The sequence below is a fragment of the Sphingomonas sp. genome (assembly GCF_035758555.1).
GTDB lineage: Bacteria > Pseudomonadota > Alphaproteobacteria > Sphingomonadales > Sphingomonadaceae > Sphingomonas_B.
This window is the reverse complement of record NZ_DASTXI010000065.1, coordinates 1-21,292: the sequence shown is the minus strand read 5'-3', so window position 1 is coordinate 21,292 and position 21,292 is coordinate 1. Positions and strand designations below refer to the sequence as shown.

Genomic DNA, 21,292 nt, shown 5'->3' with positions numbered 1-21,292 from the left:
ACCTGACCGAGGCTGAAAGCGAACTCGTCGCCGGCTACCAGACCGAATATTCGTCGATGGCGTTCGCGCTGTTCTGGCTCGGTGAGTATGCGAATGTGCTGCTGATGTGCGCGCTGAACGCGGTGCTGTTCTGGGGCGGCTGGCTGCCCCCGGTCGACTGGGCGCCGCTCTATGCCGTGCCGGGCATCCTCTGGCTGTTCGCCAAGATCTTCTTTTTCTTCTTCGTGTTCAGCTGGGTGAAGGCGACGGTGCCGCGCTATCGCTACGACCAGCTGATGCGGCTGGGCTGGAAAATCTTTCTGCCGCTGTCGCTGCTGTGGATCTTCATCGTGTCCGGATTCCTGATGCTCACCCGTTACGGAGGCGCAGCATGAGCCTCGCCCAATACGTCAAGGCCTTCACCCTTTGGGAATTCCTGAAGGCGCACTGGTTGACCTTGCGCTACTTCTTCAAGCCCAAGGCGACGATCAATTATCCGTACGAGCGCAACCCGCTCTCGCCGCGCTTCCGCGGCGAGCATGCGTTGCGCCGCTATCCGAACGGCGAAGAGCGCTGCATCGCGTGCAAGCTGTGCGAGGCGGTGTGCCCGGCGCTGGCGATCACGATCGAGTCGGAGCCGCGTGAGGACGGCAGCCGCCGCACGACCCGCTACGACATCGACATGGTGAAGTGCATCTATTGCGGGCTGTGCCAGGAGGCGTGCCCGGTCGATGCGATCGTCGAGGGGCCGAACCTGGAGTTCTCGACCGAGACGCGCGAGGAGCTGATCTACACCAAGGAGAAATTGCTCGCGAACGGGGACCGTTGGGAACGCGCGATCGCCGGCAACCTTGCCGCCGATGCGCCCTACCGTTAAGCGGCGCCGCAACCCATGATCCAAGCGTTCGCCTTCTACCTGTTCGCAGGCCTGATGATCCTGTCCGCTGGCCTGACGATCACCGCGCGCAACCCGGTGCATTCGGTGCTGTGGCTGATCCTGGCGTTCTTCAACGCGGCCGGGCTGATGCTGCTGCTGGGCGCCGAGTTCATCGCGATGCTGCTGGTCATCGTGTATGTTGGTGCGGTCGCGGTGCTGTTCCTGTTCGTCGTGATGATGCTCGACATCGACTTTGCCGAGCTGCGCGCAGGCTTCACCAAATATCTGGGCATCGGATCGGTTCTGGCAGTGGCGCTGGCGGCGGAGATCGTGATCGCGGTCGCGGTGCACGCGGCCGGGCCGATCGAACTCGGCAACCGCATGGGGCCGACGCCGGCGACAATCTCCAACGTGCAGGCGATCGGCGAGCTGCTTTATTCGCGCTACCTCTATGTGTTCGAGGCGGCGGGGCTGGTGCTGCTGGTCGCGATGATCGGCGCGATCGTGCTGACCCACCGCACCCGCCGCGACGACCGCGCGCAGAACGCCAGCCGTCAGATCGCGCGCCGGCCGGAAGAGGCGACGCGTCTCGTCAACCAGCCGGTCGGGGTGGGAGTGGAGCTATGATACCAGCAACCCCCCGTCCGTTCGGTTCGAGCGAAGTCGAGAACCGACTGCGCCGGACCCGCGTGTCTCGACTTCGCTCGACACGAACGGAGTCTTTTGAATGATCGGGCTCCAGCATTACCTGGTCGTCTCCGCGATCCTGTTCGTGATGGGCGTGCTCGGCATCTTCCTCAACCGGAAGAACGTGATCGTCATCCTGATGGCGATCGAGCTGATTCTGCTGGCCGTGAACATCAACCTGGTGGCGTTCAGCGCCTATCTGCACGACCTGGTCGGCCAGGTGTTCGCGATGTTCGTGCTGACCGTGGCTGCCGGCGAGGCGGCGATCGGGCTCGCGATCCTGGTCATCTATTTTCGCAACCGCGGTACCATCGCGGTGGACGACGTCGACAGGTTGAGGGGATGATCCAGGCAATCGTTTTCCTGCCGCTCCTGGCCGCGATCGTGGCCGGGCTGGGCAATCGGGCGCTTGGCAATACCGTTGCCAAGGCGATCACGACCGGCGCGCTGTTCGTGTCGTGCGCGCTCAGCTGGCCGATCTTCCTCGGTTTCCTGTCGGGCGCCGAGGTCGCGCATGTCGAGCCGGTGCTGCAGTGGATCAAGTCGGACGACTTCAACGTCCTCTGGGCGCTGCGCGTCGACACGCTGACGGCGGTGATGCTGGTCGTGGTGACCAGCGTCTCCGCGCTCGTCCACCTGTATAGCTGGGGCTATATGGCGGAGGACGACAGTCAGCCGCGCTTCTTCGCCTATCTGTCGCTGTTCACCTTCGCGATGCTGATGCTGGTGACGGCGGACAACCTGGTCCAGATGTTCTTCGGCTGGGAAGGGGTGGGCCTTGCCTCCTATCTGCTGATCGGCTTCTGGTACCATAAGCCTTCGGCCAATGCGGCGGCGATCAAGGCGTTCGTCGTCAACCGCGTCGGCGATTTCGGCTTCATGCTCGGCATTTTCGGCACCTTCCTGGTGTTCGGCACCGTCTCGATCCCGGAGATCCTCGCGGCGGCGCCCGGAATGGCGGGCTCGACCGTCGGGTTCCTGGGCGGCCGCGTCGACACGATGACCTTGCTCTGTCTGCTGCTGTTCCTCGGCGCGATGGGCAAGTCAGCGCAGCTGGGCCTCCACACCTGGTTGCCGGACGCGATGGAAGGGCCGACGCCGGTTTCCGCCCTGATCCACGCGGCGACGATGGTGACGGCGGGCGTGTTCATGGTCTGCCGTCTGTCGCCGATGTTCGAGACCAGCCACGTCGCGATGACGGTGGTGACGCTGGTCGGCGCCGCGACGGCCCTGTTCGCAGCGACGGTCGGCACGACGCAGACCGACATCAAGCGGGTGATCGCCTATTCGACCTGCTCGCAGCTCGGCTACATGTTCTTTGCAGCGGGCGTCGGCGCGTACGGCGCGGCGATGTTCCACCTGTTTACCCACGCTTTCTTCAAGGCTTTGCTATTCCTGGGCGCCGGCTCGGTGATCCACGCGATGCACCATGAGCAGGACATGCGGTTCTACGGCGGGCTTCGTAAGTCGATTCCGATCACCTTCACCGCGATGATGGTGGGCACGCTCGCCATCACCGGCGTCGGCGTGGCGGGCGTGTTCGGGTTCGCCGGCTTCTATTCTAAGGACGCGATCATCGAGTCGGCGCTGGCGAGCGGCACGCAGGTGGGCGGCATCGCCTTTGCCGTCGGCGTGTTCGCGGCGCTGCTGACCAGCTTCTATTCGTGGCGGCTGGTGTTCCTGACCTTCTTCGGCACCCCGCGCTGGGCAGCGTCGGAGCATATCCAGCATGCGGTGCATGGTGATCATGACGAGCCGTCGGCCGAGCATGGCGACAGCCCCCACCACGAGGTGCATGCGCCGGAAGGAACCGCCGGCTATCACCCGCATGAAAGCCCGCTGTCGATGCTGGTGCCCCTGACACTGCTGTCGCTGGGCGCGCTCCTCGCCGGCTTCCTGTTCGACGAGGCGTTCCTGTCGCCCGAGCATGGCCTCGCCTTCTGGAAAGGCTCGCTGTTCTTCGACGAGCATCTGATGCACGCGCGGCACCTGGTGCCGGAATGGGCCAAATATTCGGCGACGGCCGCCTGGATCGTCGGCCTGCTGATCGCCTGGTACGCGTATCTGAAGGACACGAGCGTCCCGGCGCGCTTCACCAGCACGTTCCGCGGCCTCTACGCCTTCCTGTTCAACAAATGGTATTTCGACGAATTGTATAACCTGATCTTCGTCCGACCCGCCTTCGCGCTCGGCCGGTTCCTGTGGAAGCGCGGCGACGAAGGCACGATCGACCGCTTCGGCCCCAATGGCGCCGCCGCCCTGGTCGCGGGCACCAGCCGGGTGAGCTCTCGTCTCCAGTCGGGCTATGTCTATACCTATGCGTTCGTCATGCTGATCGGCCTCGCCGGCGCCGCCACCTGGGCGATCGCGGGATGAACCAGCTCGGCTTTCCGATCCTGTCGATCATGCTTGCCGTCCCGATGGCGGCGGGGATCGCCTGCCTTTTCCTGAAGGACGAAGGCGCGCGCTGGCTGGCGCTGGCGGCGACGCTGGTGGACCTGGCGCTCGGCGTCCTGCTGTGGGCGACGTTCGATTCCGCGCAGGGCGCGCCGCAATGGCAGTTCCAGGAGCATGTCGGCGTGTTCGACCGCTTCGCCTGGGCGCTCGGCATCGACGGCATCGCGCTGATGCTGATCGAGCTGACCTTGTTCCTGATGCCGATCTGCATCCTGGCCAGCTGGACCTCGATCGAGAAGCGCGTGCCCGAATATATGGCCGCATTCATGCTGATGGAGGTGCTGATGATCGGCACCTTCGCGGCGCAGGACCTGTTCCTGTTCTACATCTTCTTCGAAGCCGGCCTGATCCCGATGTACCTGATCATCGGCATCTGGGGCGGCGCCAACCGCATCTACGCCGCGTATAAATTCTTCCTCTACACGCTGCTCGGGTCGGTGCTGATGCTGATCGCGATGCTGTGGATGGCGAATTACGCAGGCACTACGGACATTCCGACGCTGCTGCAGACCGATTTCCCGGTCGAGGCGCAGAGCTGGCTGTGGCTGGCCTTCTTCGCGAGCTTCGCGGTCAAGGTGCCGATGTGGCCGGTTCATACCTGGCTGCCCGACGCGCACGTGCAGGCGCCGACCGCGGGATCGGTGATCCTCGCCGGCGTGCTGCTGAAGCTCGGCGGCTACGGCTTCATCCGCTTCTCGCTGCCGATGTTCCCGGAGGCGTCCTCGACGCTGATCTGGGTGATCCTGGTCCTCTCCGGCATCGCGGTCGTCTACACCTCGCTGGTCGCGCTGGTGCAGAGCGACATGAAAAAGCTGATCGCCTATTCGTCGGTCGCGCACATGGCGATCGTCACGATCGGGCTGTTCGCGTTCAATCGCCAGGGCCTGGAAGGTTCGATGATGGTGATGCTGAGCCACGGCCTCGTCTCGGGCGCGCTCTTCATGTGCGTCGGCGTGATCTACGACCGGCTGCACACGCGCGAGATCGCGCGCTATGGCGGGCTGTCGAACAACATGCCGCGCTATGCGCTGCTGTTCATGCTGTTCACCATGGCTTCGGTGGGCCTGCCGGGCACGAGCGGTTTCGTCGGCGAGTTCCTGTCGCTGATGGGCGCGTGGCAGGTCAGCAGCTGGGCAACGGCCGTCTGCACCACCGGCATCATCCTGGGTGCCGCCTATATGCTCTATCTCTATTGGCGGATCGCGTTCGGAACGTCGCGGAACGCCGACGCAGCGGCGATGCCCGATCTCAATATCCGCGAGATCATCAGCCTCGGCTCGATCGCGATCGTGGTGCTGTGGATGGGCATCTACCCTGAAAGCTTCCTCGCGCCGATGCGCAACGACATCGGCACGATCGTCGCGCGCGTCGACCGCGCCAAGCCGCGCTTCGATCCGGATTTCGCCGTCGGCAAACCGGCGATACCCGCGGTCCATGCAGAAGTGGAGGCGCATTGATGCACCGCTTCGCTCATTCATCAACCGCCATGTCCGCTCGTCCCGAGCGGAGCGCGCAGCGCGCAGTCGAGGGGCGCGGGCGCGGAGCAGCGCCCCTCGACTACGCTCGGGACGAGCGAGTTTAGTATGGATTACGCTCAGAACCTCCTGATCACGCTTCCCGAGCTGATCCTTTCGGTCGGCGCGATCGTGCTGATGATGGTCGCGGCCTATGCCGGCGACCGGGCGACGCGCCCGATCGGCTGGGTCGCGGTGCTGCTGTTCGTCGCGGCCCTGATCGCGTCGCTGTATCCAGGCGGCACCGGCTTTGGCGGGCTGTACAAGGCCGACGCCTTTTCGGCTTTCGCCAAGGCGCTGATCTATGGCGGCGCCGCAGTCTCCGTGATCCTCGCGCCCGATTTCTTCGAGCGGCGCGGCGGCCAGCTGCGTGCCGAATATCCGGTGCTGCTGCTGCTATCCGGCGTCGGCATGGGCATGATGGTCTCGGCCGCCGACCTGCTGACGCTGTATGTCGGCCTGGAGCTGCAGAGCCTTGCCGCCTATGTGCTGGCGAGCTTCATGCGCCGCGACGCGCGCTCGGCCGAAGCGGGCCTCAAATATTTCGTGCTGGGCGCGCTCGCGAGCGGCATCCTCCTCTACGGCATTGCGCTGCTGTATGGCTTCACCGGCACGACGCAGTTCGACGCGATCGCGGCGGCGTTCGGCAAGGGCGGGGTTTCGACCGGCCTGCTGTTCGGTCTGGTGTTCGCGATGGCGGGTCTTGCCTTCAAGATCAGCGCCGTGCCGTTCCATATGTGGACGCCGGACGTGTACGAAGGCGCGCCGACGCCAGTGACGGCCTTCTTCGCCTCTGCGCCCAAGGTGGCCGCGATGGCGCTGATGGCGCGCCTGACCGTTGAAGCGATGGGCCCCGCATTCGAGGCGTGGCGGCAGATCGTGATCTTCTCCGCGCTTGCATCGATCGTGCTCGGCGCGGTCGCTGCGATCGGACAGAAGAACATCAAGCGGCTGCTCGCCTATTCGTCGATCAACAATGTCGGCTTCGCGCTGATCGGGCTTGCCGCGGTGCAGCCGGGCCGGCCGGAAGGCGTCGCGTCGGTGATGACGTACATGGCGATCTACATCGTCATGACGCTGGGCTCGTTCCTCGTCGTGCTGCAGATGCGCGATGCGGAAGGCAATAATGTCGAGACGATCGCCAGCCTGTCCGGCCTGTCGCGCAACCATCCGGGGCTGGCGGCGGCGTTCGCGATCTTCATGTTCTCGCTGGCGGGCGTGCCGCCGCTGCTCGGCTTCTGGGCCAAGTTCGTCGTCTTCGACGCGGCGGTGAAGGCCGGTCTCTGGCCGCTCGCCGCGATCGGTATCGCCGCCTCGGTGATCAGCGCGTACTATTACCTGATGATCGTCAAGACGATGTATTTCGACGATCCGGCGCCGGCCTATCACCGGGTCGAGAACAAGCTGGAAGGCGGGCTGATCGCGGCGACGGCGCTTGCCGTTTCGCCGCTTGGCTACTTCCTGATCCCGGCGCTGGGCGTGCTCAGCACGCAAGCTGCAATGGCGCTGTACTAAGTCCTTAACTCCGTTCGCTTCGAGCGTAGTCGAGAAGCGCTTGCTTCGGAGCTGATCGTTTCTCGACTTCGCTCGAAACGAACGGGTTTTGATGATCGACATTCGAACAGTCCCGTCCACTGCGTCGACCAATGCCGACATGCTGGCGCTTGCCGCCGCGGGCGCGAGCGAGGGGCTGTGGCTGCGCGCGGTCGAGCAGACGGCGGGGAGGGGGCGGCAGGGTCGCGCCTGGGTCTCGCCGCCGGGCAATCTCTATGCGAGCACGCCGGTCCGGCTGCGGCCTGGCGACCCCAACCCGGCGACGCTGGCGATGGTCGCGGCGGTCGCGCTCGACGAGGTGCTGCGGGCCTATGGCGCCGAACCCACGATCAAATGGCCGAACGACCTGCTGATCGGCGATGCGAAGCTGACCGGCATCCTGCTGGAGCGGAGCGGGGATGCAGTGGTGGTCGGCATCGGCGTCAATCTCGCGCATTATCCCGAGGGGCTCGACCGTGCCGTGACGAGCGTCGCGGCACAGGGGTTGGGCGCGCCGGATCCTGGGCTGTTCCTGCGCGACCTGTCGGAGGCGTTTGCGCGCTGGCTGGCGGTGTGGCGGACCGGGCTGGAGCCGGTGCGGCGGCGCTGGCTGGAACGCGCGCATCCGACAGGGACGGCGCTGTCGGTGCGCCTGCCGGAGCAGGGATCAACGGAGGGGCTGTTCGACGGGCTTGACGCCGATGGCGCACTCCGCTTGCGCCTGGCCTCCGGCGAGGTGCAAGTGATCCATGCCGGCGACGTGTTTCTGATCTGAAGGGGGCCAAGATGCTGCTCGCGGTCGACGCAGGGAATACCAACATCGTCTTCGCCCTCTTTGACGGGCGGGAAGTCCGCGCGCGTTGGCGGATCGCGACTGACGCGAGGCGTACGGGTGACGAATATGCGGTGTGGCTGACGCAGTTGCTGGCCCTGGAAGGGCTGGAGCGGTCGGCGGTCGACCGGGTCATCATCTCGACCGTCGTCCCGCGCGCGCTGCACAATCTAGAGGTCCTTTCGACCAAATATTTTGCCACGGAGCCGCTGATCGCGGGCCGCGCGCCCGTCGAATGGGGTATGGATCTGGACGTCGAGGAGCCGCAGAATCTGGGTGCCGACCGCGCCGTCAACGCGATTGCAGCGCACGCGCTGCACGAGGGCGACCTGATCATCGTCGATTTCGGCACCGCCTCGACGATCGACTGGATCGACTATCGCGGTGCCTACAAGGGCGGGATCATCGCGCCGGGCATCAACCTCTCGCTGGACGCGCTGGTCAGCGCCGCTGCCAAGCTGCCGCGCATCGCCATCGAGGCGCCGGCGACAAACTCCGTCGTCGGCCGCAATACGGTCGACCAGATGAACATCGGCATCTATTGGGGCTATATCGCGATGATCGAAGGGCTGGTCGCGCGGATGAGGGCAGAGATCGGCCGCCCCGCAAAGGTGATCGCGACCGGCGGCCTTGCCATTCTTTTCGAGAAGCACACCGACGTGTTCGACGCGGTCGAGCACGACCTGACGCTGCGCTGGCTGGCGATGCTGGCGGAGCGTGCCCATATGGGCTGAACATGCCCCTCTCCCTCCACGGGAGAGGGCGACTCGCGCCTGCGGGCGCGAGCGGGGTGAGGGTGCTGTGGTACGCGCTCGTCCCCTCTCCCTGGTCGCTTCGCGACCGTCCCTCTCCCCTGCAGGGAGAGGGCTAAACGAAGGAACATAATGACCCCCGGTAACGAACTTCTCTTCCTTGCGCTCGGCGGTTCCGGCGAGATCGGGATGAACGTCAATCTCTATGGCTGCCAGGGCAAATGGGTGATGGTCGATTGCGGCATCACCTTCGCAGATCCCGCCTATCCCGGCATCGACCTGATCCTGCCCGACCTGAGCTTCATCGAGGAGCGGGCGGACGACCTGCTCGGCATCGTGCTGACGCACGGGCACGAGGACCATATCGGTGCGCTGCCCTACCTCGCCGCCGACCTTGGCGTACCGCTCTATGCGACGCCGTTCACCGCTGGGCTGATCCGCGGCAAGCTGGAGGAGGAAGGCGTTTCCGACCAGGTGAAGCTGCACGTGATCGACCGCGAGCACGGGCAGTTCCATCTGGGGCCGTTTGGCTTCGAATATGTGCCGCTGGCGCACTCGATTCCCGAAGGCAACGCGCTGCTGATCGAGACGCCGCACGGCCGCATCTTCCACACCGGCGACTGGAAGCTGGACGAAGAGCCGCTGCTCGGCACGCCCTCGACTGCCGCCGAGCTGGAAGCGATCGGCGACAAGGGCATCCTCGCGCTGGTCTGCGATTCGACCAACGTGTTCAATGAGGACGCCTCGGGCTCCGAAGCCGCGGTGCGCGAAGGGCTGGACGCAGTGATCTCCGAGGCGACGGGACGGGTGCTGGTCACCACCTTCGCCTCGAACGCGGCGCGGCTTGCGACCCTGGGCGAGGTCGCGCGCGACACGGGCCGGCGCATCTGCGTGGCCGGGCGGTCGCTGGACCGCATCCTGCGCGTCGCTAAGAGCGTCGGCTATCTGCGCGATTTCCCGGAGCCGATCGATTTCGACGCCGCGATGGCGCTGCCCCCGCGCGAAGTGATGATCGTCGCGACCGGCGGGCAGGGCGAGGCGCGGGCGGCGCTCGGCCGCATCGCATTCGACCAGCATCCGCTGAAGCTGGACGAAGGCGACCTGGTCGTCTTTTCGTCGAAGCAGATTCCTGGCAACGAGATCGCGATCGGCCGCATCCAGAATGCGCTGGCGGCGAAGAATATCCGGATGATCACCGACCGCCAGGCGCACGTCCATGTGTCCGGCCATCCCGGCCGGCCCGAGCTTGCGCTGATGTATAAATGGATCCGGCCGGAAATCATCCTGCCGGTCCATGGCGAGCGGCGCCACATGGCCGAGCAGGCGCGCTTCGCCGAAGAGCTGGGCGTGCCGAAGTCGATCGTACAGGAAAACGGTACCCTTGTGCGGCTGGCGCCGAACGGGCCGGCGGCGATCGGCAACGAGCGTGCCGGACGGCTGGTCGTCGACGGCGACGTGATCCTGCCGGCAGACGGCGCGACGATCAACGAACGGCGCCGGATTGCCGCCTATGGCCAGATCTCGGTCGCAGTCGCGCTCGACAAGGCAGGCCGCGTGAAGGACAGCGCCGTCCGATTGCAGGGCATTCCGGTCGAGGAAGACAAGGACGATTTCATCGCCGAAGCCTGCGACGCCGCCGAGGACGCCGCGGGAAAAGGCACGGCGGACGAGGACAAGCTGCGCGAGGCGATCCGGCTCGCCGTGCGCCGCAAGGCCGTCGAATGGACCGGCAAAAAGCCTGTCGTGGACGTGATGATTCTGCGGGTGTGATGGGCTAGAGACCTGTCATGCGCTGGACTTCGATCGTCGCCATCTACCTGCTGTTCTGGGCCTTGTCGGTCTTCCTGGTGCTGCCGTTCGGCGTGCGCACGCATGAGGAAGCCGGCGCCGAGCGCGTGCCCGGGCAGGCCGACAGCGCGCCGCACGGCTATTCCTTCGGAAAGCTGGTCCTGCGCACGACAATCGTCGCGGCGGTGCTGTTCGGGCTCTATTACGCCAATTACGTCAACGGCTGGATCACGCCCGCGGACATGGATTATCTGGGCACCGTGAAGGACTGAGCGCCTCAGGTCCTCAGCCGCTCGATCGCCTGGGCGAGGGCGACATAGAGCTTGCCCATGTCCGACGACAGCAAGGTGACGGCGATCTGCGAGCCTTCGCGGGTGGCGAGGACGTTCCTGAGCATCGCCTCGAAATCGTGGATGTAGCGGCCGACCTGCTCGCGGAATTCCGGATCGCTTTCATAATAGGACTGGATCGCGCGGCTCTCGCCCGCCTCCAGCAGCCGCACCGCGCGACGGGTGAAGACGCCGCGATCGCCCTTCAGATAGGCTGCCCAAGCGCTGTCGGTGACTTCGTTCGACAGGATCTTGGCGACGTCGATCGCTGTCGAGTTGAGCGCTTCCATCAGCAGCGCCGCGCGCCGTGCAAAGCCCTCGCGGTTGATGTCGTCGGCCTGTTCGCGCGCCGTTTCGACCCGCGTCTCGATTGCCGCAGCGCTCTGCTCCACCGCGGCCATCTGATCCTGCAGCTGGACCGCGGCGGCGTTGGCGGCCGCGACGGCGCGTTCGGCCGCCTCCGCCACCGATGCGACCTGCTTCTCGACGCGGGCGGCGACAACGTCCTGGATCGCCTTGTCGGTCGCATGGCCGATCGAGGCTGCGGCCTGCGGCACGATGCGCTCGAACGTTTCGCGGGCGCGCTCGGCAGCCTGATTGGCGGCGTCGCGGACGCGCAGCATCACGTCGATCAGCTGCGGGCCTGAGCCGTCCGCAACCGACGCCATCTGCCCCTGCGCGGCATCGATCGCAGCGGAAAGCTCGCCAACGCTGCGCTTGCCGGACTGAAGCTGGCGGTCGGCGGCCTGACCGAACAGCTCGATCGCTTCACGCTGCTGCTGGAGCAGCTTCTCGGTCTGGGCGAGTCGATCGAGCGCGGCGGTCGCGCCGGCTTCGATCCCGCCGACCTCGGGCCGCATCGCCTCGATCCGGCCGCGGCTCGCCTCGGCAAAGCCGTCGAGGCGCGCGAGGGCAGCGGGCAGCGTTTCGTCGATTTCGCGCGCGCTGGCGTCGAGTGCCGTCAGCAGCGCCTCGCTGCGCGCGATGAAGCTGTCGGCGGCATCGCCGGCACCTGCGAGCGAAGTGGACAGCCTGTCGGCATTCTCGCCGAGCGCGGCAATGGCCGCGGCGAGCTGCTCGGTGCGGGCGGTGCCGCTCTGGTCCAGCCGTTCGAGCCGCTGCTCGATCTCGGCCATACCAGTCGACAAGCGCTCGACGAGCGCGCGCCCGGTCTCGTCATGCACGCCGATGCTGCGGCCGAGCCCGTCGACCAGCGTGCCGATTTCGGCGATCCGTGAGCCCAGCGCCTCGGCGGACTGGGTGCCGGTGGTGTCCAGGGCCGCCCTGGACTGGTCGACCATCGCCAGCATCGCCGCGCCCTGCGCCTCGACGCTCCGACGCGCCTCCTCGAGCGCTTCGGCAGCGCGAGCGAGCGCAGACTGGACCGCCTCCGTCATTTGCCCGGCGGCCGCATCGAGCTGCGCGCGCGCCGACTCGCCGGACGCTTCCATCTGCGCCAGATGCGCTGCCAGCTTTTCGGCGGCGCCGTTTGCGATCTCGTCGGCTTCCCTGCCGCGTGCGCCGAGGGATTCGAGCCGGGCCTCAAGGGCATTGGCTTGTCCGATCGCGGCGTCGCCGGCCTGGGCGAGGGCCGCGGCGATGCCGTCCGTCTGCTCCTGCGCCTTGGGCAGGCTGGCCAGCAGCGCGTTCAGCTCGGTGCTCGCCGCACTTGCCGATTGCGAGAGCGAGCCCGCATGCCGGTCAAGCGCTTCGCCGTCCTGGCGGAACGTCGCGGTCACATTGGCGAGCCGGGCGGCCGCTTCCTCGCCGATCTGGGTCAGCTGGATGGTCTGGTCGGCCAAGGCTTCGCGATTGGCTTCGATCCGTGCGGTGAGTTCGCCGATCCGCGCCTCGAGGCGTGCAGATTCGGCACGCATGCCGTGCGCCGTGGACAGGAAACGGTGCGCCTCGCGCCGGCTGGTGCGCAGCGTCAGCAATGCGGCGATGCCGATCAGCGCCAGCGGGGCGCTCGCGGCGCCGATCACCATCGCCAGATTGGCATAGACGTCCGGCCCGGCGACGACACTCCAGGTCACGAAGGCGGTCCAGGCAATCGCCAGCAGCGCCAGCAGGATCGCGATCGCCACGCCGACAAGGCTCCGGCGAGGCGGCACATCGTCTTCCTCGGCAGCTGCGTAAACCGGCGCCGCGTCTTCCACGATCAGCTCTTCTTCATGTTCGGGCCTCAGGCCCACGACTTTTTTCGACCCGCTCATAGGCGCGGAACATACCAGCTTTTGTCGGGGTGAGAACAAGGGCGGGTTACCGGCCCTTAAGGTTTTCGGGGATAAGCCTGCATTCCATGTCGTTCGAACAGGCCCTCCACACCTCGCTCGCCGCTGCGGTCGGCGACGACCAGGCGCTCGTCGCGGAGCTGCGCGGCGCTTTCCTCGACAGCGCGACGCGCCATTTCGACGCGATGCGCCGCGCATCCAGCGATGCCGATTGGCGCGAGGCGGGCCTGCGGCTGAAGGGGCTTGCTGCGAGTTTCGGCGCAACGTCACTGATGGCCGAGGCGGGGCGGGCGGCGGAAGCGCGCCGCGGCGACGCCGACGTGCTTGCCGGGGTCGAGCGCGGTTTGGCCGTCCTGACGCTCTAAGCGGCCTTTTGCCGGCGGCGATTACCGCCTAACGAAAGCCCCGATGCGGGGCGTGCCATGCTGACCGGACTGATCATCGCTTGCGAGGATGTCGCAGGCGGCGCCGGACTGCGCGCGGAATTGCCGGTCGCAGGCCAGACCGTGCTGGAACAACAGGCGCGATTGCTCATAGAAGCAGGCGCCGAACGCATCATCGCGATCGCCGAGCGATTGCCGCAAGGCCTGGCGGCTGCGTCGGCCCGGCTGCGGCGTGACGGCATCGTCATCGAAATCCTACGCCGGGTCGATGAAGTCGCTCAACGGCTGCGGCCGGACGACCGGCTGCTGGTGATGGGCGATGGCGTCGTCACCGATACGGGCGCGGCCGAACGGCTGCTCGAAGCGGCCCCGCCGGCGATCCTCACCATCCCGGATGCGCCCGATACGCGCGCATGGGAGCTGATCGACGCGAGCGCCCGCTGGGCCGGGCTGCTGCTCGTCGACGGCGAGCTGGTGCGGCGGACGGCGCGGATGCTCGGCGATTGGGACCTGCAATCGACGCTGCTACGCAATGCGGTGCAAGCCGGCGCGGAGCGTGTACCGCTGGAGCCCGGGCCGTTGCTCGCGCAAGTCGCGGATCCGGCGGCGGCTTTGGCGACCGAGCAGGCGATCAGCCAGGCCGCGGTGCGGCGCCCGACCGGGCTGCTCGACCGCTGGGTTTTCGATCCCATTGCGCGCGCGCTTGCCCCCCGGGCAATGGCGGCGATGATCGATCCTGCCTGGCTGCGCGGCGGTGCCTCGGCGCTGCTGATGCTGGCCGCGCTCTCCTTCATTGGCGGCTGGCGCTGGCCGGGGCTGGTGCTGGCGATGCTTTCCGGCCCGGTCGATGTGCTTGGCCGGCAACTCGGCGCGCTGACGATGCGGCTGCGCAAGGATCATCGCCGCTGGATGCAGCTGCGCTACGGCGCGGCCAGCGCGGCGCTGCTGGCGCTGGGGTGGAACCTTCGCGACTTCGGCTGGGGCACGCTCGTGCTCGCCGCAGCGACGCTTGGCGGCATGACGGCATTGCTGGAACACCAGCGCTGGATCGGCAAGCCGACGCGCCGGCCGGGCTGGCTTGCCGAACCCGACCTGCTCATCTGGCTGTTCGCGCCGTTCGCCGCCTTCGGCTGGTGGCCCACCGGCCTCGCCGCGCAGGCTGCGCTCGCCTTTGCGTCGCTGTTGGCCGTGCAGCGGCTGACGCGCCGTCAGTCCTGAGGGCCTATCGTCTCCGGCGTCACCTGGCCGACCGGGTCTTCGCCGGAGAAGAGCCGGTCGAGACGTTCGCGCAAATGCTCGTCGAAATTCTCGGCCGACACCGATTTCGGGCGATTGAGCGAGATTTCGTTTGCGATCGCTTCCTTGATGCGGTCGATCGCCGGCTGATCCAGCAGATTGGCGCGGTGCAGCTCGATCGTCAGCTGGATCAAACCGACCGTCGTCGCCTGCGCACGCATGCCGACCAGCTCGATCGAATCATGCACCCGTTTGTCTTCGGCGTATCCCATGCGCGCTCCCCTATTATCGGGGGAACGATAGAACGCTCACAAGGTCGCGCAAGTGTCAGAGAACGATGCGGAAGCGCGCGCCGCCAAGGTCGCTCTGCTCGATCGCGATCGTACCGTCGTGCGCCAGCACGATCTGCCGGGCGAGGCTGAGGCCGACGCCGGTGCCTTTGGCCTTGGTGGTGAAGAAGGGCAGGAACACCTCGCTGCGCTTGGCTTCTGGGATGCCGGGGCCATTGTCGTCGACCAGGATCGTGGCGCCGCCGCCGCGCGCGGCCTCGAAACGGACTGCCACGCGCGGCTCGGGCCCATGCGTCTCGGCGGCATCCGCGCCGTTTCTGAGCAGGTTGATCAGCACCTGGGCAAGCAGGTCGGGATCGGCATCCAGCATCATAGTCTCGGGCTGGACCGACAGGTCGAAGCCGATCCGCTCCGCCGGCCAGTCTGCCTGGAACAGCCGCCTCAGCTCGTCTCCGAACGACGCAGCGACGAAGACCTGTCGGTTGACCTGCGGCGTGCGGCTGATCTGGCGGTAGCTTTCGACGAAATGCATGACGCCGTCGGCGCGGCGAGCGAGCGTTTCGACAGCAGCACGGGCATCCGCGATCGTCTCGTCCTTGCCGGTATCCGCGTCTGCCATCAGGTCGGCGGCGGTCCGGGCGAGCGACGTCACCGGCGTCATCGAGTTCATGATCTCGTGCGTCAGCACGCGGACCAGGTCGCTCTGCGTCGCGATCTCGACGGCGTTCAGCGCTTCCTGGATCGGCTGGACGGTAATCACGCGGTGCGAGCCGCCGAGCCGGTGAACCGCGGCGACCCGCAGCAGAACGCGCTGCGCCTGGCCGCCTTCCAGCGTCATCGTCACCAGCTGGCGCTGCCCCGGCTGCAGCCCACGCAGGCACTGGGCGAAGCCGGCGCCGAACTGGGCGTAATCATCGACGCGCACGCCGGATAGCGCGCCGAACATCCGCCGCGCGGTCTTGCCAACCGGCTCGACCCGCTCCTCGGGATCGACCAGCAGCAGTGCGATCGGCAGGTCGTCGACGATCGCCTGGTAGAAGCGGCTTTCGTCCGCCATTCGCGAGCGCTCGTCGCGAAGCGCGCGAATGCCCGAATCGAGTGCCGCGCCCAGCGCTTCGAAGCCGGAGCCGGCCTCCGGCCGCGCGAAGCTGGCCGACATGTCGCCGAAACGGATCGCCTCGACGAAGCGCGCGATTTCGAGGTTGGTCCGCTGAATATAGTTCCACAAGCCAATGGCAGCGGCGACAACCAGCGCAGCAGCGATGATCCGCGCCGCGCCAAGATTGGCAGCGGCCAGCGACGCCGCAAAAGCTGCCAGCATGGCCAGCAACAACAGCATGCGCCAGGCCAGCCCCAGCGCAAACTGGCCGCGGAAGCCGGGGCCGTCAGAGGGCATGCTTCTCCATGCGGCGATAGAGAGACGCGCGGGTGAGGCCGAGCTCGTTCGCCGCGAGCGAGATATTGTACGAATGCTTCTGCAGCGCCCGCTCGATCATCTGCTTTTCGGCCCGTTCGAGATTCAGGTCGCCGGCTGATTCGACCGTGACGACCGGAATATGCCCGGCATGGCGCCGGATCGAGAAATCGTCGATCGAAAGCGGGCCGCCATCGGACAGGATCACCGCGCGTTCGGCGGCGTGGCGCAGCGCACGGACGTTGCCCGGCCAGTCATAGTCGGTCAGCGCCCCGAGCACGTCGGGCGCAAGCGCCGCCACCGGCTTGTCGTATTTGCGCGCATAGAGGCCGAGATAGTGATCGAGCAGCAGCGGGATGTCCTCGCGGCGCTGACGCAGCGGCGGCAACTCGATCTCGACCGTATTCAGCCGGAACAGCAGGTCGGGCCGGAAGCGGCTTTCGTCGGCGAGCGCCGAGGGCGGCAGGTTGGTCGCGGCGACCACCCGGACGTCGAACGGCACCGCCTTGTTTGCGCCCACCGGCGTGACCCGGCGCTGTTCGAGAGCGGTCAGCAGCTTCGGCTGAAGGTGCAGCGGCAGATTGCCGATCTCGTCGAGGAACAGCGTGCCGCCGTCCGCGGCCTGCAACCGGCCGACGCGGTCGGCGCGGGCGTCGGTGAAGGCACCCTTCACATGGCCGAACAGCTCTGAATCGAACAGCGTTTCGGCAATCGCGCCAAGATCGACCGACAGCATCACATGGTCAGCGCGGCGGGAGCGGCGGTGCAGCTCGCGCGCGACCAGTTCCTTGCCGGTGCCGTTTTCGCCAAGGATCAGCACATTCGCGTCGGTGGGCGCCGCGCGCTCGATCAGCTGCATCACCCGCTTCATCGCCGGCGAGTTGCCGAGCAGCGGCGTTTCGCCGGCCGCCGGGGCCGCGATCGCGACCGCCTTCTGCCGCTCGGTCGACACGGCGCTCCGCGACTGGCGGAGCGAGGCTGCGGTGCGCACCGTCGCGAGCAGCCGCTCGTTCGACCAGGGTTTGGACACGAAATCGGTTGCGCCACGCTTCATCGCTTCCACGGCGATCTGTACTCCCCCATGCGCGGTGATCATCACGACCACAGCTTCCGGATCACGTTCGAGAAACCGGGCAAGCGCCTCGAACCCTTCCGCGGCATTGGTCGCGCCGCGGGCGAAATTGGCGTCGAGCAGGATGACGTCCGGGTTGCGCCCGCTGGTCCTGGCGAGCGCCTGATCGGGCTGCTCGGCGACGATCACCTCAGCAAACATGTCGCGCAGCAACAGGCGCGCGGCGAGCAGAATGTCCGGATCGTCGTCGACGACCAGGGCGAGATCGAAAGGCTTGCTGCTCACTGCGTCCGGCTCCGCACAGTCCCTGTCCGAATCCGGACATTGACCCATCTGGTGTATGATGCACATAAAACAGCTGGCACGGAAGGGAATTTTGAGAAATGACCGAAAACTGCCGATTCCGCCTGTCTGGCACGGCTTTCGCTGAGCATTTCGCAGCCGGGCAATGGGTCCGGGGGAACAGCTTTCAGGAGCCGAGCCATGATCAAGATTCGCCTGTCCTTCGCGTTTGCGGCGACGGTCGCCGCGGCTTTGACTACATTTGTAACCGTCGCGCCGCAACCGGCCAGTGCGGGCACCGTCGCGTGCCTTCATGCCGACCAGCGGCCGGTGCTCGTTTGAGCCGCGAGGTTCCGGTGCGGGATCGGCCTGTTCGGGATCGGACACTTCTGTTCGCTTCCGAACAGGATGGCCGCCGGTCTGCGCGGCCGCTCTCTCGACTACAACTGTTTTCGTGAATGGCATGATGCTTGCTGCCAGCCTGAGTGGAGACCTGAATGAGCGTTGTTCGAATGAGTTCTGAGCCGCAGTCGCCCCGCGAGCCGGTGAGCGGCGGCGCGATGGACAAGGTCGTCGAGCGGCGCGGCATTCCGACCAAGATCAAGGCGGGCGTGGCCGCCGGCGCGCTGGCGATCGCCGGCATCGCTTTCTACGCCTATGCGCCGAGCGGCAACTCGCAGACCGTCGCCGCCGACCGCGTCACCGTCTCGACGGTCCAGCGCGGCACGTTCGACGATTTCCTGCCGCTGCGCGCGCGGGTGACGCCGTTGCTGACCATCTATCTCGATTCGGTCGAAGGCGGCCGCGTCGAGGAAAAGCTGGTCGAGGACGGCGCCAACGTCCAGAAGGGGCAGCTGCTGGCGGTGCTGTCGAATCCGGAGTTGCAGCTGTCGGTGCTTGCGCGCCAGACCGACGTGTCGCGCGAGCTGAACTCGATGCGCAGCCAGGAGCTGGCGCTCGCCCAGACGCGGATGAGCGACGAGCGCAACCTGCTGGAAGCGAAGCTCGCGCTCGAGAAGGCGGAACGCCAGTACCGGCGCGAGGCCCCGCTCGCCAAGCGCGGCTTCATCCCGGCCAAGCAATTCGCGGATACCAAGGACGATCTCGAATATCAGCGGCAGCGCTACGAGGTTCTTCGCCGGACCCAGGCGACCGACGAGCGGCTGCAATCGAGCCAGCTCGCACAGCTGCGGAAGTCCTCCGCGTCGATGAGCACCAGCCTCGACCTGGCGCGGCTGAACCTTGAATCGCTGAAGCTGCGCGCGCCGGTTTCGGGGCAGCTCTCCGGCTTCGACATCCAGGTCGGCCAGTCGATGAACCGCGGCGAGCGGATCGGCCAGATCGACAGCCCCGGCGCGAACAAGCTGATCGCCGGCGTCGACGAATTCTATCTCGGCCGCGTGGCGGTCGGGCAGAAGGCGACCATCGACCAGGGCGGCAAGACCTATCAGCTGAAGGTCACGAAAATCTATCCGCAGGTCAGAAACGGCCAATTCGAGGTCGATCTGGAGTTCCAGGGCGATCAGCCCGACGGAATCCAGCGCGGCCAGACGCTTCAGGCGAAGCTGACGCTCGGCGATCCGACGCCGGCGCTGCTGATCCCGAACGGCAGCTTCTACAACGATACCGGCGGCGCCTGGGTGTTCGTGGTGACCGACGACGGCAAGGAAGCGGTGAAGCGCAACGTCCGCCTGGGCCGCCGCAACGCCGACTTCATCGAAGTGCTCGACGGGCTGCAGCCCGGTGAGAAAGTCCTGACCTCTCCCTACACCGGTTTCGCCGACAAGGACCGGCTCGACCTCCAGCAGAAGTGAAAGGAAGCCACATGCTGAGTATGCGCGAACTGTCGCGAGTCTACCGCACCGACACCGTCGAGACGACCGCGCTCGATCGGATCGACCTCGACATAGCGGACGGCGAATTCGTCGCGATCATGGGGCCGTCCGGCTGCGGCAAGTCGACGCTGTTGAACGTGATCGGCATGCTCGACAGCCCGTCGAGCGGTTCCTACGTCTTCAACGGCGGCGAAGTGGCGGGGCTGCCGGAATCGAAGCTGGCCGACATCCGCAAGAAGCACATCGGCTTCATCTTCCAGAGCTTCAACCTGATCGACGAGCTCTCAGTGCGCGAGAATGTCGAGCTGGCGCTGCTCTACCACGACATTCCGTCATCCGAGCGCAAGCAGCGGGTCGAGGCCGTGATGGACAAGGTCGGCATCGCCCACCGCGCCAAGCACCGGCCGAGCCAGCTTTCGGGCGGCCAGCAGCAGCGCGTCGCCGTTGCGCGCGCGGTGGTCGGCGAGCCGAAGCTGATCCTGGCCGACGAGCCGACCGGCAACCTCGACACCCAGCACGGCGAAGAGGTCATGCGGATGCTCCAGAAGCTGAACGCGGAAGGCTCGACCATCGTGATGGTCACCCACTCGCCCGCGCACGCCGATTACGCCGGCCGCGTGGTCAACATGCTGGACGGCAAGGTGCTGGTGGAACGCCGCCGCGCCGCCTGATCCGACGGGGAGGAAAGGGGTAGGGGACGATGTGGCGCAGCAATCTGATCGCCGGGCTTCGGGCATTGCAGAAGAACCGGACCTATGCGTTCATCAATATCTTCGGGCTGGCGATCGGGCTGGCCGCGTGCATCGTTCTGCTCCTCTACGTCCGCTATGAGCTGACCTATGACGATTGGCTGGAGGACGCCGACCGCACCTATCAAGTCCAGCTGATCCACACCGATCCGGAAACTGGCGTCCGCACGATCCAGCAGGAATCGGAAGGTGCGGCCGCCGTCCCGCTGGCCAAGGACTTCCCGCAGATCGAAGCGGCGGTGCGCGCCGACGGCGAACGGCCGGTGTTCCTGCGCGACGGACAGCCTGTCTTTGCCGACATGCTCGCCGCCGATCCCGCCTTCTTCCAGGTTATCACCGTGCCGTTCCTGCGCGGCGATCCGCGCCACGCGCTCGATGAGGCGAACAGCCTGGTGATGAGCCGCGCCGAAGCGATCAAGCAGTTCGGAACCGACGACGTGCTGGGCCGCACCGTCACCCGCATCAAGCGCGACGAGAAGGTCGAGATGCGCGTGACGGGCGTGTTCGAGGACCTGCCGCGCCACAGCCATATGAAGTTCGGGCTGGTGACGAAGATCGACCCCGACGATGCGGCGAGCTGCACCTGGGGCTGCGTGAACGGCTTCGTCTATCTGAAGCTGAGGCCGGGCGCATCGCCCGAGCCGATTACCGCCGGCCTGCCGGCGTGGGAGAAGCGCAACATCCCGTCGCGCAACGTCGGCGGCGCGATGGTCAGCGAGGGCGACGATTTCGACTGGCGGCTGGTCAATGTGCGCGACGTCCATCTGTCGGGCGCGTCGGGCGGCGATCCGGAGCGGCCGAACAACGATCGCACGACGGTGGTCACGTTCGCCGTCATTGCGCTGCTGATCCTTGGCATCGCGGTCGCCAATTTCGTGAACCTGGCGACCGCGAGGGCAGGGCAGCGGGCGCGTGAAGTGGCGCTGCGCAAGCTTGCGGGGGCGGCGCGACGGCAGCTGATCGCGCAATTCCTCGGCGAATCGCTGCTGATCGTCGGCCTGTCGATGCTGATCGCGCTGGCACTGGCGGAACTGAGCCTGCCCTATATC

General features: G+C 66.5%; 21 protein-coding genes. 17 read left to right on the top strand and 4 right to left on the bottom strand.

All coding sequences use genetic code 11. The features are described 5' to 3' along the window. The 11 genes from VFT73_RS04025 to VFT73_RS03975 form a co-directional block, all read left to right on the top strand. The coding region (locus tag VFT73_RS04025; protein WP_326408875.1) for a complex I subunit 1 family protein at positions 1-374 on the top strand (374 nt) is incomplete at its 5' end. Further along, positions 371-856: an NADH-quinone oxidoreductase subunit NuoI gene (nuoI, locus tag VFT73_RS04020; RefSeq protein WP_326408874.1), complete on the top strand. Its 486-nt coding sequence runs from the start codon at positions 371-373 to the stop codon at positions 854-856. The genes VFT73_RS04025 and nuoI, both read left to right, overlap by 4 nt. 15 nt (positions 857-871) lie before the next feature. Continuing rightward, positions 872-1,483 carry an NADH-quinone oxidoreductase subunit J gene (locus VFT73_RS04015; protein WP_326408872.1) on the top strand — a complete coding sequence of 204 codons (612 nt, stop codon included), beginning with the start codon at positions 872-874 and terminating at the stop codon, positions 1,481-1,483. Between the two features lie 100 nt (positions 1,484-1,583). Further along, the gene (nuoK, locus tag VFT73_RS04010) at positions 1,584-1,889 is read left to right on the top strand and encodes an NADH-quinone oxidoreductase subunit NuoK (RefSeq protein WP_326408870.1); all 306 of its coding nucleotides are present in this window, start codon (positions 1,584-1,586) and stop codon (positions 1,887-1,889) included. Then, positions 1,886-3,919: an NADH-quinone oxidoreductase subunit L gene (nuoL, locus tag VFT73_RS04005; protein WP_326408869.1), complete on the top strand. Its 2,034-nt coding sequence runs from the start codon at positions 1,886-1,888 to the stop codon at positions 3,917-3,919. The genes nuoK and nuoL overlap by 4 nt, the downstream gene beginning before the upstream one ends. Then, positions 3,916-5,457 (top strand): NADH-quinone oxidoreductase subunit M, encoded by a 1,542-nt coding sequence (locus tag VFT73_RS04000; RefSeq protein WP_326408868.1) that lies wholly within the window; start codon positions 3,916-3,918, stop codon positions 5,455-5,457. The genes nuoL and VFT73_RS04000 overlap by 4 nt, the downstream gene beginning before the upstream one ends. A gap of 126 nt (positions 5,458-5,583) precedes the next feature. Continuing rightward, positions 5,584-7,029, top strand: a complete 1,446-nt coding sequence (gene nuoN / locus VFT73_RS03995) for an NADH-quinone oxidoreductase subunit NuoN (protein WP_326408867.1) — start codon at positions 5,584-5,586, stop codon at positions 7,027-7,029. Between the two features lie 91 nt (positions 7,030-7,120). Beyond that, positions 7,121-7,822: a biotin--[acetyl-CoA-carboxylase] ligase gene (locus tag VFT73_RS03990; protein WP_326408866.1), complete on the top strand. Its 702-nt coding sequence runs from the start codon at positions 7,121-7,123 to the stop codon at positions 7,820-7,822. Between the two features lie 11 nt (positions 7,823-7,833). Then, positions 7,834-8,613, top strand: coding sequence for a type III pantothenate kinase (locus tag VFT73_RS03985; protein WP_326408865.1), 780 nt, complete (start codon positions 7,834-7,836; stop codon positions 8,611-8,613). Positions 8,614-8,763: 150 nt separating this feature from the next. After that, the gene (locus VFT73_RS03980; RefSeq protein WP_326408864.1) at positions 8,764-10,401 is read left to right on the top strand and encodes a ribonuclease J; all 1,638 of its coding nucleotides are present in this window, start codon (positions 8,764-8,766) and stop codon (positions 10,399-10,401) included. A 17-nt stretch (positions 10,402-10,418) separates the two neighbouring features. Beyond that, complete coding sequence (locus VFT73_RS03975; protein WP_326408863.1) at positions 10,419-10,691, top strand: DUF1467 family protein; 273 nt, start codon at positions 10,419-10,421, stop codon at positions 10,689-10,691. A gap of 5 nt (positions 10,692-10,696) precedes the next feature. Here the strand turns inward: VFT73_RS03975 and VFT73_RS03970 are convergent, their stop codons facing one another. Beyond that, positions 10,697-12,907 (bottom strand): hypothetical protein, encoded by a 2,211-nt coding sequence (locus tag VFT73_RS03970; RefSeq protein ID WP_326408862.1) that lies wholly within the window; start codon positions 12,905-12,907, stop codon positions 10,697-10,699. Positions 12,908-13,050: 143 nt separating this feature from the next. Here VFT73_RS03970 and VFT73_RS03965 point away from each other — a divergent pair, with 143 nt between their 5' ends. Both VFT73_RS03965 and VFT73_RS03960 read left to right on the top strand, forming a co-directional pair. Beyond that, the gene (locus VFT73_RS03965; protein WP_326408861.1) at positions 13,051-13,347 is read left to right on the top strand and encodes an Hpt domain-containing protein; all 297 of its coding nucleotides are present in this window, start codon (positions 13,051-13,053) and stop codon (positions 13,345-13,347) included. A 57-nt stretch (positions 13,348-13,404) separates the two neighbouring features. Beyond that, positions 13,405-14,583 carry a hypothetical protein gene (locus VFT73_RS03960; protein WP_326408860.1) on the top strand — a complete coding sequence of 393 codons (1,179 nt, stop codon included), beginning with the start codon at positions 13,405-13,407 and terminating at the stop codon, positions 14,581-14,583. Here VFT73_RS03960 and VFT73_RS03955 read toward each other — a convergent pair. The 3 genes from VFT73_RS03955 to VFT73_RS03945 are packed head-to-tail and all read right to left on the bottom strand — an operon-like array spanning position 14,574 to position 17,710. Continuing rightward, positions 14,574-14,873, bottom strand: a complete 300-nt coding sequence (locus VFT73_RS03955) for a hypothetical protein (protein WP_326408859.1) — start codon at positions 14,871-14,873, stop codon at positions 14,574-14,576. The genes VFT73_RS03960 and VFT73_RS03955 overlap by 10 nt on opposite strands. Positions 14,874-14,928: 55 nt before the next feature. Continuing rightward, positions 14,929-16,287, bottom strand: coding sequence for a sensor histidine kinase (locus VFT73_RS03950; protein ID WP_326408858.1), 1,359 nt, complete (start codon positions 16,285-16,287; stop codon positions 14,929-14,931). Continuing rightward, positions 16,277-17,710: a sigma-54 dependent transcriptional regulator gene (locus VFT73_RS03945; RefSeq protein ID WP_326408857.1), complete on the bottom strand. Its 1,434-nt coding sequence runs from the start codon at positions 17,708-17,710 to the stop codon at positions 16,277-16,279. The genes VFT73_RS03950 and VFT73_RS03945 overlap by 11 nt, the downstream gene beginning before the upstream one ends. A gap of 150 nt (positions 17,711-17,860) precedes the next feature. On the opposite strand from VFT73_RS03945, the gene VFT73_RS03940 reads away from it, so the two are divergent. From VFT73_RS03940 to VFT73_RS03925, 4 genes are all read left to right on the top strand, one after another. Next, the gene (locus tag VFT73_RS03940) at positions 17,861-18,001 is read left to right on the top strand and encodes a hypothetical protein (RefSeq protein ID WP_326408856.1); all 141 of its coding nucleotides are present in this window, start codon (positions 17,861-17,863) and stop codon (positions 17,999-18,001) included. Between the two features lie 170 nt (positions 18,002-18,171). Then, positions 18,172-19,473, top strand: coding sequence for an efflux RND transporter periplasmic adaptor subunit (locus VFT73_RS03935; RefSeq protein ID WP_326408855.1), 1,302 nt, complete (start codon positions 18,172-18,174; stop codon positions 19,471-19,473). A gap of 11 nt (positions 19,474-19,484) precedes the next feature. Beyond that, positions 19,485-20,165 (top strand): ABC transporter ATP-binding protein, encoded by a 681-nt coding sequence (locus VFT73_RS03930; protein WP_157027465.1) that lies wholly within the window; start codon positions 19,485-19,487, stop codon positions 20,163-20,165. A gap of 29 nt (positions 20,166-20,194) precedes the next feature. After that, on the top strand, positions 20,195-21,292 hold a 1,098-nt coding region (locus tag VFT73_RS03925; protein ID WP_326408854.1), incomplete at its 3' end, for an ABC transporter permease.